Below are 12,323 nucleotides of genomic sequence, written 5' to 3'. Positions count from 1 at the left end.
GTGCGGTGTGCTGAGCGGCTGTGTAAAAGGGGAATCGAACCCCTGCGCTGCTCTCCACGCACCAGGAGGGACCGATTTGACCGTCGGCCCACGGCTTGTGCACGCCTTCGTGACGACTACCGACTCCACGCGCTCAGTCCAGCAGGTCGACCTCCCAGTTCGACCGCTGGATCAGTACGTCGGTCTCCCGGATCTCCCTGGCAAGCACGTCCGCCCGCGCCCGCAGCTCGCCGACCGGCAGCGTCGACAGCATCTTCAGCTCGGACCGCAGCTGCCGCACCGCACCGTGCCGGTCCCGACCGGCGGCGGCATCGGCCGCATCGGTGATCACGGCATGCCGCAACCGCAGCACGTCCCGCCGCGCGAGCGCGTCCGTGAGCGTGCCACCACCGTCGACGACGGCCTGGGCATTGGTCCGGTTGATCCGCCGGATCAACCCCTCCAACTCGTCCAGCACCTCACCGGCCTCGGCAAGCAGCACCCCGGCGTTCTCCGCCGGCTCCTCACCCTCCTGATGCCGAGCACTGCTGACCACCCGCGCCCGCAACTGCTCCACCCGACGAACAGCATCCGCCCGCAACGCCAACGCCTCGGCAAGCTTCAAGGTCCCCCACCTCCGTCACGACGATCACCCCGAGTATGTCAGCCGCCATCAGCCCCACCCCGAGACCGCACGCCCGGCCGGACGCGCCTGCACACCAGGAAGGGGCCGGACTCGTCGAGTCCGGCCCCTTCCTGCTGCGATGCGGCGGGGAGGGGCGAGCCGGAACTCAGGACGTTGTTCCGGTGGGTGCCACGTCCCCGCCTCGGCTCAGTCCGCCACCGATTCGTACACGGACTCCGGCCGCGCACGGCCGACTTCCGTGACGCTCAGCACGTTGACGAGCTTGTCGAGTTGCCTGGTCACCTGCTCCAGCGGTGTGTCGTCCGCGTCGACCACGAGGGTGACCCGGGAGAAGCCGTCCCCCTCGGCCGGGACGACGGCGAGGGAGTCGATGTTGAAGCCGCGCCGGCTGAAGAGGGCGGTGACCCGGGTGAGCGCGCTGGGCTTGTCCTCGACGAGGACCGACAATGTGTGCTTGCTCATGAGTCGTCGCTCTCCCACCTCGGAGTCATGTCTCGGGCGATCTTGATGTCGTCGTTGCTGGTCCCGGCGGGGACCATGGGCCAGACCATGGCGTCCTCGTGGACCACGAAGTCGACGACCACCGGCACGTCGTTGATCTCCATTGCCTTGGCGATCGTGGCGTCCACGTCCTCGGGCCGTGTGCACCGCAGACTGACGCAGCCGTAGGCCTCCGCCAGCTTCACGAAGTCGGGGACGCGCTGGGCCGTCTGCAGATCGGAGTTGGAGTACCGCCGGCCGTAGAAGAGCGACTGCCACTGGCGGATCATGCCGAGGTTGCCGTTGTTGATGACCGCGACCTTGATCGGGACACCTTCCAGCCGGCAGGTGGCGAGCTCCTGATTGGTCATCTGGAAACAGCCGTCTCCGTCGATCGCCCAAACCACCGAGTCCGGCCGCCCCATCTTGGCGCCCATCGCGGCGGGCACGGCGAAACCCATCGTGCCCAGGCCGCCGGAGGTGATGAAGGCGCCGGCCTTCTCGAAGCCGATGAAATGGGACGCCCACATCTGGTGCTGGCCGACGCCGGCCACGTAGAGGGCGTCCGGCCCGACGATGGAGCTGAGCCTTTCCAGGACGTACTGCGGAGCCAGCGAGCCGTCCCCGAAGTCCTCGTACCCCAGCGGGTAGGTCTCCTTCAGCCCGTCGAGCAGCGCACGCCACTTGGCGTAGTCACCAGGGCGATCGATCGCGTGGACGAGGGCGCCGATGACCTCCTTGCAGTCACCCACGATCGGTACGTCCGCCGCCCGGTTCTTGGAGATCTCCGCCGGGTCGATGTCCGCGTGGATGACCTTGGCCCGCGGTGCGAACGACGACAGCTCCCCGGTGACCCGGTCGTCGAACCGCACGCCCAGGGCGATGAGCAGGTCCGACTTCTGCAGAGCGCCCACCGCCGAGACGCTGCCGTGCATGCCGGGCATCCCCATGTGGAGCGGGTGACTGTCGGGGAAGGTGCCCCTGGCCATCAGCGTGGTGACGACCGGAATGCCGGTCAGCTCTGCCAGACGGAGCAGTTCCGCCGAGGCGCCGGCCTTGTGCACGCCGCCGCCGACGTACAGCACCGGGCACTCGGCCTCGGAGATCAGCTTGGCCGCCTCCTGGATCTGCTTGGCGTGCGGCCGGGTGACCGGCCGGTAGCCCGGCAGGTGGGTCGTCGGCTCCCAGTGGAATTCGGTGCTCGCCTGCAACGCGTCCTTGGTGATGTCGACCAGTACCGGCCCGGGACGGCCGCTGGAGGCGATGTGGAAGGCTTCCGCGATGGTGCGCGCGATGTCGTCCGGGTCCGTCACCAGGAAGTTGTGCTTGGTGATCGGAAGGGTGATGCCGCAGATGTCGGCTTCCTGGAAGGCGTCCGTGCCGATCATGCCGCTCGGCACCTGACCGGTGATGGCGACCATCGGGACGGAGTCCATGTACGCGTCGGCGATCGGAGTGACCAGATTGGTGGCGCCCGGGCCGGATGTGGCCATGCAGACGCCGACCTTGCCGGTGGCCTGGGCATACCCCTCCGCAGCGTGTCCGGCGCCCTGCTCGTGCCGAACCAGCACGTGGCGGACCTTGGTCGAGTCGTAGAGCGGATCGTAGGCGGGGAGGATATGACCGCCCGGATATCCGAACACGGTGTCGACTCCGACGTGCTCCAAAGCCCTGACCAGAGCTTGAGCACCTGTCATCTGTTCGGTCATCTGCTCGTTCCTGTTGGCTTGGCTCGAATGCTGGGGCGTGCCTGCTGACCCGAGTCGGATGAGAGGAGAACGCCCGTTCGCAAGACTGATTCGAAGGGCAGCGCGCAGAATTCAGCAGTCGGACGGTAAGTCCGGAAGTACTACAAGATGGCGCGCAAAGAGCGGTGTCGGGTGACGACTACGCGCTCGGCGACTCCGAGGGACCAGAACTCCCGTCGGAGCAGAGCGAATCCGTTCGTGACGGCTCAAGCAAGTTCTCGCGGTAAACCATGAGAATGCGAGGCCTCAGCCTATATTCCCGCTGCGTGGGGATGCCAGTCCCCCGGGCTCTGAGTCACCGTCGGCAGGGTTCGCCGGCCGCGGTGACCGTGTGGCGGAAGCCTCCGGATCAGGCAGCCGGCGCGGGACGCCGCGGCATCAGCTCCGTCAGATAGTAGAGGCCCGCCAGCAACGGGAAGGCAATACCGCACCAGGCGATACCCGCCCACCCGTACGACGCGTACACCGAACTGGCCACGGCGGACCCGACCGCGCCTCCGGCGAAGAAAATCGCCATGTAGAGGCCGTTGAGTCGACTGCGTATCTCCGCCCCCAGGGAGAAGATCGCGCGCTGCCCCAGCACCAGGTTGCACGAAATCCCCACGTCAAGCAGGAGCGCCGCGACGAACAGCGCCGCGACGACGTGTCCACCACTGGCAAACACCAGAAGAAAACAGGCCACGACAGTCAGGATCGCGAAGCCTGTCGCGGGTTTCGTCAGACCACGGTCGGCAATACGGCCCGCAACCGGCGCGACAAAGGCCCCGAGCACCGCCGCCAGGGAGAACAGGGCGATTCCGCCTTGGCTCAGACCGCACGCCGGGCTCGCCAGAATCAGTGGCACGGCAGTCCAGAACAGACTGAACGCCCCGAACAACATGGCGTGGTAGAACGCCCGTCGCCGCAGGATCGGCGTGCGGACGAGCAATTGCCCCATCGAACCCAACAACGCCAGGTAGGGGACGGAGGTGCTCGGCTTCCTCTCCGGAAGGACCGAACGCAGGGTGACGGCAAGCACCAGCATCAGGCCGGCGGAGATGGCGAATATCGCACGCCAGCCGAGCAGATCCGTCGTCATGCTGGCCACAGGACGCGCAAGCAGGATTCCCATCAGCAAGCCGCTCATGACGTTGCCGACGACCTGTCCACGGCTTTCCTCCGGGGCAAGGTGAGCCGCGAAGGGCACCAGCATCTGCACCACGACCGAACTCAGGCCGATGACCAGCGAAGTGGCAAGAAACAGGCCGGCGTTCGATGCGACCGACGCGCTCAGCAACGCCGCCATGCATGCCGCCAAGGTGACCATGATGAGACGACGGTTCTCGAAGATGTCGCCCAGCGGAACCAGCACGACGAGGCCGACGCCATAGCCGATCTGGGTCAGGGTCACCACAAGACTGGAGGCGTTCGCGCTCAAGCCCACATCGGGGCCGATCAACGCCACCAAGGGCTGCGCGTAATAGATGTTGGCTGCGACCGCGCCGCAGGCCAGAGCCATCAGGAAGGTCAGGCCGCGTGACATGCCGAGCTGCGCCGTCCGGCTTGTTGCACTCTCAGTGGTCATTGCTCTCTCGACAGGATAGGGATTCGACGTTCAGACGGCACGTGCTTGGATGACCGAGAATTCCGGACGCGCGGACAGGATCCGAGGAGCGGAAAAGCCTGCCGCATTCAGGAGTCGCGTGAAGTCGTCCAGTGTGCGCTCACGCCCGCCGTGCAAGACCAGCATCTGCAGATCCAGCACCAGATCAAGCGGATCGCAATCCTTCGGAGACTCCTGCAGAACGCGATCCACGACAACGATTCGGGCGCCGGCGCCCATCGCCTTGCGGCAGTTGCGAAGAATGGACTCCGCCTTCTCGTCCGGCCAGTCGTGAAGAATCCACGACAGGATGTAGATGTCTCCGCCGGTGGGTACCGCGTCGAAGAAACTACCCGCACGCGTGCTCAGTCGGTCGTCCCCCGGCGCCCCGGTCAGGGCCGAAATCACGCTGGCCTGGTCGTACACGACGGCGTGCGCGTCCGGATTTCGTTCGAGGATCGTCCGCGCCAGGCTTCCGGTTCCCCCGCCGACGTCGATCACTCGTTCGCCAGGGGCCACCGTGAGCACGTCGGCGATCGCGGCATAGCGCCCCGGATATCCGCTCGCCATATAGCGCTGATAGAGCGCTTCCTCTTCAGGGCTTCCGTTCATGTAGGAGAAGAAGTCCTGACCGTTGACGTGCGAGAACGCTTCCTCGCCGGTACCGGCGCAATGGCTCAGCGCTCCCCAGGACCGCCAGATGCCCGGCATGCCCCAGAATCGCGCGGCCCAGTGGAGCGAGGGGCCGGCCGTGGTGGTCCTCAACAGGCGCGAGGCCTCATTGTGGCGAATTCCACCGTCCGCATCGACATCGAATATGCCGAAGGACGACAGTGCTCGGGCGAGCCGCGTCAGGACGCCCGCGTGCACCTTGAGGCGTCCGGACAGAGAGGTCAGCGAGGTCCCGTCGTCGTCGACCGCATCGGGGAGCCCGACTTCGCAGGCCGCGGCGATCATCTGGGTGACCGCCATCCCGCGAATCAGCTCCTGCATCCTGCGGATGTCGCCGGCGGCAGATGCCCGGACCTCAGGACCTTCGTGCGCAACGGGCCCCGTCTGAAAAGACGTCTGGATGGTCATACGCACCTCTCCTACTTGTTCATCGCCATGTCTGGACGGGCCGCCGAGGCCCGCTCGCTTCCGGAGCGCATCAGCCCATCCCGATCGCACCGCCCGTCCGAACCGCGCCCGAGAATCTCGCGCAGGGCTGCGCGCAGCGAGTCCACGGCCGCAGAGGAGTCCGCCTTGCGCCAGGCGACAAACGCGTCCGGACGCACCAGCAGACAGCCGTCTTCCGGCATTTCCGTAACGTCGGCCCAATCGCCGTAGAGATCCTGAAGGGCGTGTCCGGGGCCGATGACATGCGCAGCGATCTCGATTTTCAGCTCTTCCGAGAGACGCTCGGCGGCCTGGAGCCAGATGTGCCCGTTCAGCCCCGTCAGCAAGGTGAACTTCCCCTTGCCCACCACGTCCAGGCTCGAGACCTGCGTGCCCTGCCGGTCGAGCCACGCATGGGGCAGGCGGGCGCCGGGCCGGCTGGACGCCTGGTAGTACAGCTCGGGGTCGCGCTGCCACGCGGGCTCTTCGGTACCGTCCGGGCAGACGGCATGTGACGCATAGCGTTGATTGAGTTCGACGCCTTGCGTCGCGAACTCATACGATTTGAGCTCGATGGCCTCGCGCAACATCTTCCGCTTTTCGGCGCCCGCCGCGGAAGCCTCCTTCAGGACGGACATGTTGATACGCATCTGCTGCGCATCCAGGTTCGCGTCCAACCCGAGCGCGGAAAAGATGCCTCCGAACTGCTCGATGCTCTTGTTCGCGCGTTCGACTATCTGCTTGCCTATGGGCGCGCGTTCTTGGTCGTAGGTATCCAGGAGTCGGTCCGACGCCTGCCCCTTCAAGACCATCGCCATTTTCCACGCCAGATTATAGGCGTCCTGAATCGACGTGTTCGATCCCAAGCCGTTCGACGGTGGATGGCGATGCACCGCATCGCCCATACAGAACACCCGCCCTCGGGAGTACTTGGTGGCGTACTTCTGGTTCACGGTCCACGTCGAGACCGAACGTATGGTGATGTCCACCGAATCGTCGCCGATCAGTTGACGGGCGATGCCGACCGCATCGATTTCGGAGACATCGGGCTCTCCTGCGCTCATGTCGTAGCCCCACACGATCTGCCACTCGTTCCACGGCCTGACCATGCGGAGGAGGCCCATGCCGATGCCCCCGACGTTGGCGCCCGGCTGCATGATCCACCAGAGGTAGCCGGGACGGTGTGCCACGAGGTGGGAGAGATCCGCTTGCAGAATGATGCTGATGCTGCCGGCGAGCCCCATGTGGCCTTCCATGGGCAGGCCGATCTGCTCCGCTACGAGGCTGTTGCCGCCGTCCGCCCCGATCAGGTACTTGGCCCGGATCTCGTAACGCTCGCGCTTCAACCTGTCCAGTACCTGCGCGGTGACACCGTGCTCGTCCTGGTCGAGAGACAGGAATTGCGTGTCGAATCGGACGTGGCTGCCGCGCGCAGCAGCATTGGACAGCAGGATGGGTTCCAGCAGGGTCTGCGGCAGGTCGCAGTGTTCGGCCGGGCTGGCCGACGCGTAATCGCTCTGCCGTTGTGCCCTGTTGGCGCCGTAGGGCAGTCGCCCCAGTTCCTCGCCCACCAGACTGGTGCAGAAGACGACATTGCCCATGACTTCCTTGGGTGAGGCCTTGGCAAGGATCTCGTCCGCCACGTTCAGGTCTCGGAAGACCTCCATGGTGCGCTGGTTCTTGTAGTGCGCACGCGGAGTGTCGGCCAGCCAGCGATGTTTCGTGATCACGAGGTTGTCGATGCCGTACGTGCTCAGCATCAATCCTGCGGATGACCCCGCCGGACCGCTCCCGACGATCAGGACGTCAGTGTCGTACACGTGGCATCTCTCCTGAATTCATGTAGATCAACGTTCATCGCGTCATAGGTGAAAACCCAGGCCGGGTCTTCGGCGTCCTTGAGCCACGAGTTCTCGGCGGAGACGGCCTGGACCCGAGCGGTACGTTGCTTGCGGCTCTCGGCGTAACGCCAGAACGCGGCCTCGATCTCGTGCTCGGCTTCCAGGCAACGCAGCAGCAGCACGCCGTCCTCGATGGCCATGGCCGCCCCCTGCGCCATGTGCGGCCTCATGGGGTGACAGGCGTCGCCGAGGAGCGCGATTCGCCCACGTCCCCATTGCTGCAACGGCGGGCGCTCGAAGAGCGGCCATTTGGTCAGGGACTGAGCCGCATGGAGCAGGCTGAGGACTTCATCGCAAGATCCGGTGAAAGCGTCCAGCATCTCGTCCTTGTCGCCGTCGACCCAGGACTGCGGATGCGTCCACGTGTCGGCCGCTGCGCCGGCGACGAAGTAGTAGTCATCGCTCCGGGAGTCGGTCGGGTAGCCGATGACAAAACTCTCGTCGGCCCACCACTTGGTGATGCACCGCCTGTCGACCGGGACTCGGGTGTGCGCGGGCACTGTCGCCCGGTACGCGATCTGGCCGGAAAAACTGGGGCGTTCGGCGCCGTGCATCACTTCACGGACCTGAGAGCCCAGACCGTCGGCACCGATGACGCAGGAGGCTTCGGCCGTGCTTCCGTCGGCGAAGCGCATCCGCACCTCCGTGCCGCGGTCGTCGAGCGAGACCAGCCGCTTGTCGTACTGCACGCTGCCCGGCCGCAGGGCGTCGATCAGCTCTCGGTGGAGAACGCCGCGACCGACGGTGAGATAGGGAGCTCCGTACCTCTCCTTGGCTTGGTCACCGAGCGCCAGTGCACTCCTGACGGAATTCGATGTCAGGTTCCGGCTGGTGAACGACTCGGGAAGGAATCCGGACCTGACGAGTGCGTCATCGATCCCCACATGGCCCAGGATGCGCATCACGTTGGGTGACAGATGGATCCCGGCGCCGGCGGGCTCGAACGTGCGCGCCTGCTCGAATACCGCCACGGAATAGCCGGCCTGCTGAAGCAACACGGCCGTCGCGGCTCCGCCCAATCCACCGCCGACGATGGCAATTGAGGTCTTTCTGTCGATGCCCATGAGACTACGCCTGCGCCTCGATCTCATCGTGCAACAGGTTCAGCAGCCTCCCGCGACTGTCGCTCGGCAACCATTCGGGCCTGTCTTCCACGACGCCCTTGACGAAGTCCCAGAAGTCCGCGCTCTGGTTGATGCCGTAGTCGCGGGCCATGGAAACGAGACGAATCCGGGACAGGAACTCCGGCTCCGTGATGTCCTGCTTGCTGGTCACGACCTTGCCCGCGTTCATGAAATACGGGAGGATGGAACTCTCCGGCGTGTCCGGCGACCAGACCAACCACATCTCCTGGTTGACATTCGTCGTATTGACGAAACCATGCGTGTAGTTGCGCGGAACGTAGAGCAGTTCCTTAGGGCGCATCGGCAGCATGGCGACCGTTTCCTTCTCGGCACCATCGCCCGGCGTGATGTCCAGATCAGGGAATTCGTTGGGCCCCATGAAGATGCTGAATCCGCCGTTCGGCGCATAGAACCATTCATCGGTACGGTGATGGATGTGCGGCGGCGGGCCGACGTGCGGCGGCACGGTCAGCTTGGAGAACAGGAACTTGCCACCGTTGCTCTCGCCGGTCTGCACGAAGTTGAAGACCTCGCCCGCCGGGCCGAGTACCAGCGGCTTCTCCGGGCCGGGTTCGACGTCCGGGAAGTCGAATATTTCATATTCGGTGCTCATGGAGCTGCCTTCCTTCTCGGGGAGCCGGCAACATCGCCGCCGACGTGACTTCGCGCAAGGCGGTCATACCTTGTCGCGCCAGTGGCGCAGGGGGCCGCGCCTTGTAATGGTCGTTGAATATCTCAAGCGAAATCGGGCCGTCATAACCGTTGGCCAGCACAGGCGCCAGAAACGCGGCTACATCGAAATCGCCCTCACCCGGCAGGCAGCGGTGATGCCGGCTCCAGGACTTCACATCCATGTCCATGCGGGGAGCATCCGACACCTGGATCAGCGCGATGCGATCGGGCGGCACGTCGGACAGGTCATCGAAATGGTCGTTCAGCGCCAGGGTGTGAAAGCTGTCCAGCACCAGGCCTATGTTTCCGGCGCCGGAACGCTCGATCATTCGCCAAGCCTGACGGAACGTATTGACCCGCAGCCCCCAGGACAGCGCTTCGTAGCCGATCGAAAACCCTCTGGCCGCGGCCCTTTCCCCCAGGAGCGCCAGATCTTCGGCGACTGCGTCGTCATCGAGGTCCGAAACGTCGCTGACGTTGCTACACAGGATCAGCGTGCTCGTCCTCAACTGCTCCATACAGTCGAAGATCCGCTCGATTCGGTCCAGCTTGGGCAGCAGCTGGTCCCTGGGGCCGCCTTCGAAGTCCCTGAGCGGTTGATAGTTGATGATTTCCAGGCCGAGGTCTTCCGCCAGGGCTCGGGCGACGGACACCGAGGATCCCTGAAGGTCCCATTCCATCAATTCGATACCCGAGAAGCCGGCGTCAGCGATTGCTTCCAATTTATCCGGTAGCGAGCCACCCAGGGTGACCGTACCCATGTGGTAATCCACTTCGCTTACCTCCCGATAGTGGGACGGCACGTCACATTGCAGATCGATAGCTGCTTTCGCAGTCGGCAGGCAGCTACATCGAAACCGGGATCACCCGGTCGACGGGAATGCGGTGAACGTTTCCCGCTGCCGGGGTCGAGCAGTCCAAACCTGCCTGAATCCACGGCGGTGTTCCGGCGAGCGGTTTCAGGCGGCCTTTGGCAGATCGGCAGTCACACGCCGAGCATTTTTGATGCCGGCCGCTTATGACTCTCTCCTGCTTCCTCGGTCGACCCATACGATGTCAACCAGGAGCGGCGGGCAGGCGGAACTACACCCAAGGATGCACCCTGCCCGCGACCGCGATCAGGACGAGGTCGTGGGCGGAGGCGAGGACGCGGGCGCGGACGCGGGCGAGGTCCCGAGTACCTACACCCTTGGATGCAGTCACGGCCCGCGACGAAGCGTTCCTCGTAGGCTGAACGCCGTGACAGTGACCTCCGGCAGAGTTCTCCTCCCTGAATCGCGGCCTCGTGTGTCGCTTTGCCGCGGCCTCCGCTACGCGCGTCTGAGCCTGGTCGAGGCACGACCTGTGGTGCAGATCGTGTTCCTCACGCGGTTCACGGTGGGGGCCGCCTTCGTCTCCCAGGATCTGGCGGACGGACCGCACCTGGCCGCCGGGGTTCTCGTCTGGTGGCTGGCCGTGGTGGCCGCCTACCTCGTCAACGGTGTGCTGGACGTCAAGGAGGACCGCGCCAACGGGTCCGCCCGTCCGATCGCCCGGGGCGATCTGCCGGAGCGGACGGCCGCGTTGCTCACCGCGGTCGCGGCCGCGGGGTCCCTTCTGCTGTCGCTGTACGTCCCCGGGCTCACCCTGTGGGTGGCGCTGTTCCTGTTGCTCGGCTGGCTCTATTCGGCGCCGCCGTTTCCCGCGAAGCGCTGGAGCAGCACCTGTGCGGTGGTGGTGTTCGGACTCGGTTGGACCTCGTTCGCGTCGGGTGCCGCTGCCGTGGGAGGCGAACCGGGCCCTGCCGGACTGGTCTTCGCCACGGTGATGAGCGCCTGGATGGCCCTGGTGGGAGCGGTCGTCAAGGACCTCGGTGACGTCGAAGGAGACGCCGTCGGCGGGCGCCGTACCGTGGCCGTGCGCTACGGAGCCGCCCGGGCCCGCGCGCTCGCGGTGGCGGGTGCTCTCCTCGTCGGAGCGGGCGGGGTGGCGGCGGCGCTGGTCTGGGCTCCGCTGACGCTGGCCGGAGCGGTCCCCCTGGCGATCGGAGCCGTCTCCATGGTGGCGCAGATCGTCCGTACGGCCAGGGCAGCCGACGGGGACAAGGAGACCCGCCGCAGTGCGTACCGCGTGTTCATGCGCACCCAGTTCGCGGCGAACGTCGCCATGCTGCTCGCGCTCCTGCTGCACGGACCTGCGTGACCGTCGCCCGTGCGGAGGTCCTCGTGTCAGTAGCGCCCGAAGGCCTTGTTGACCGCGTCGATGCGGGACACGGCGCCCAACTTGCCGTAGATGTTGTTGAGATGCCGCTTCACGGTCGCCGTGGTGATGCCGAGCCGACTGGCTATCTGGCTGTTGGTCATCGCCTTCGCCACCCCCTCGAGCACCTCCTTCTCACGCCGGGACAACGCCACGCCCACCCCGGCGTGCATCGGCGCCGCCTCGGAGACGCCCGCCGCGGCCGCGGTGTCGTCATCGTTCGGCAGGGCGTCGGAGGACCGGGCGGTGGCCCCGCCGTAGCCGACGGCGCCCGCGTAGAGCCGGCTTCCGGCGCTGGAACGGAACGCGGTACTGATCAGCAACAGCGCGGGGGCCCGTCGCGCGGGCGCCTCGTGCTGTACGGCGGAGTTGATGGTCGGCTGCATGGCATTCCACAGGATCTCCACCGCACGCACCGACTCGGCGACCGCGATTCCCTGGTTGGCTCGGTCGGTGCCCACGAGATGCGAGTACCGCCAGGCTTCGGCCGACTCGAGCGGGCCGTCCCCGGTCAGTCGCGCGACGCAGTCCTCCACGATCGCCTGCGCCTGGTCGCGGCACTTCGGCCACGCCTCCTTGCGCATGGCCAAGGGACTGCGGACCGTCCTCAGCGCCGTCTGATAGGCGTGGATGACGTCTGGTATCGCGCTACGCAGAAACTGCGCCGCAGCTGGGTAACGCAAAGACCCTCCCTGCCACAGCCCTCTCGAACGAGCCGGATACACAGTTAGGGGCCGTAGCTCAGTGTGACGATGTTCGATCCGAACACAATACCGAACACCCCCGTGCGAAGCCCGAGCAGCCCACGCTGCGGACTCCGGGCGGACCGCAAAGGCCGCCCAACCCACTCATTCG

10 protein-coding genes and 1 pseudogene are annotated in these 12,323 nt (G+C 65.8%); 1 reads left to right on the top strand and 10 read right to left on the bottom strand.

Going from position 1 to position 12,323, the window contains the following annotated elements:
* Positions 1-133: 133 nt before the first annotated feature.
* The 9 genes and pseudogenes from ASC82_RS08015 to ASC82_RS07975 all read right to left on the bottom strand — a co-directional run bounded on the left by ASC82_RS08015 (position 134) and on the right by ASC82_RS07975 (position 9,991).
* Positions 134-604 carry a DIP1984 family protein gene (locus tag ASC82_RS08015; RefSeq protein ID WP_056643684.1) on the bottom strand — a complete coding sequence of 157 codons (471 nt, stop codon included), beginning with the start codon at positions 602-604 and terminating at the stop codon, positions 134-136.
* Positions 605-856: 252 nt separating this feature from the next.
* A pseudogene (ilvN, locus tag ASC82_RS08010) lies at positions 857-1,087 on the bottom strand (acetolactate synthase small subunit); the annotation flags it as partial.
* Positions 1,084-2,814, bottom strand: coding sequence for an acetolactate synthase large subunit (locus ASC82_RS08005; protein WP_056643682.1), 1,731 nt, complete (start codon positions 2,812-2,814; stop codon positions 1,084-1,086). The gene ASC82_RS08005 and the pseudogene ilvN, both read right to left, overlap by 4 nt.
* 388 nt (positions 2,815-3,202) lie before the next feature.
* A complete protein-coding gene (locus ASC82_RS08000) occupies positions 3,203-4,417 on the bottom strand; it encodes an MFS transporter (protein WP_056643679.1) in 1,215 nt (404 codons plus the stop codon).
* Positions 4,418-4,447: 30 nt separating this feature from the next.
* Positions 4,448-5,515, bottom strand: a complete 1,068-nt coding sequence (locus tag ASC82_RS07995; RefSeq protein WP_056643676.1) for a methyltransferase — start codon at positions 5,513-5,515, stop codon at positions 4,448-4,450.
* An 11-nt stretch (positions 5,516-5,526) separates the two neighbouring features.
* Positions 5,527-7,353 (bottom strand): FAD-dependent monooxygenase, encoded by a 1,827-nt coding sequence (locus tag ASC82_RS07990; protein ID WP_079039146.1) that lies wholly within the window; start codon positions 7,351-7,353, stop codon positions 5,527-5,529.
* Positions 7,332-8,498, bottom strand: a complete 1,167-nt coding sequence (locus ASC82_RS07985) for an FAD-dependent monooxygenase (protein WP_056643674.1) — start codon at positions 8,496-8,498, stop codon at positions 7,332-7,334. The genes ASC82_RS07990 and ASC82_RS07985 overlap by 22 nt, the downstream gene beginning before the upstream one ends.
* 4 nt (positions 8,499-8,502) lie before the next feature.
* Entirely contained in the window at positions 8,503-9,171 is a 669-nt protein-coding gene (locus ASC82_RS07980) for a cupin domain-containing protein (protein WP_056643672.1), read from the bottom strand.
* Entirely contained in the window at positions 9,155-9,991 is an 837-nt protein-coding gene (locus tag ASC82_RS07975) for a sugar phosphate isomerase/epimerase (RefSeq protein ID WP_157863454.1), read from the bottom strand. The genes ASC82_RS07980 and ASC82_RS07975 overlap by 17 nt, the downstream gene beginning before the upstream one ends.
* A gap of 583 nt (positions 9,992-10,574) precedes the next feature.
* On the opposite strand from ASC82_RS07975, the gene ASC82_RS07970 reads away from it, so the two are divergent.
* Entirely contained in the window at positions 10,575-11,411 is an 837-nt protein-coding gene (locus tag ASC82_RS07970) for a UbiA family prenyltransferase (RefSeq protein WP_056643668.1), read from the top strand.
* A 26-nt stretch (positions 11,412-11,437) separates the two neighbouring features.
* Here the strand turns inward: ASC82_RS07970 and ASC82_RS07965 are convergent, their stop codons facing one another.
* Positions 11,438-12,058 (bottom strand): helix-turn-helix transcriptional regulator, encoded by a 621-nt coding sequence (locus tag ASC82_RS07965; RefSeq protein ID WP_242427608.1) that lies wholly within the window; start codon positions 12,056-12,058, stop codon positions 11,438-11,440.
* Between the last annotated feature and the right edge of the window lie 265 nt (positions 12,059-12,323).

It is taken from the genome of Streptomyces sp. Root431, from assembly GCF_001426585.1.
Lineage (GTDB): Bacteria > Actinomycetota > Actinomycetes > Streptomycetales > Streptomycetaceae > Streptomyces > Streptomyces stackebrandtii.
Note: the sequence above shows the minus strand (reverse complement) of the source record. Positions and strands in the feature narration are given on the sequence as shown.

Excerpts from the sequence above, each read along its gene's own strand:
- ASC82_RS08000 (WP_056643679.1), bottom strand. The coding sequence starts at position 4,417 with ATGACCACTGAGAGTGCAACAAGCCGGACGGCGCAGCTCGGCATGTCA.
- ASC82_RS07985 (WP_056643674.1), bottom strand. The coding sequence starts at position 8,498 with ATGGGCATCGACAGAAAGACCTCAATTGCCATCGTCGGCGGTGGATTG.
- ASC82_RS07980 (WP_056643672.1), bottom strand. The coding sequence starts at position 9,171 with ATGAGCACCGAATATGAAATATTCGACTTCCCGGACGTCGAACCCGGC.
- ASC82_RS07995 (WP_056643676.1), bottom strand. The coding sequence starts at position 5,515 with ATGACCATCCAGACGTCTTTTCAGACGGGGCCCGTTGCGCACGAAGGT.
- ASC82_RS07975 (WP_157863454.1), bottom strand. The coding sequence starts at position 9,991 with ATGGGTACGGTCACCCTGGGTGGCTCGCTACCGGATAAATTGGAAGCA.
- ASC82_RS08005 (WP_056643682.1), bottom strand. The coding sequence starts at position 2,814 with ATGACCGAACAGATGACAGGTGCTCAAGCTCTGGTCAGGGCTTTGGAG.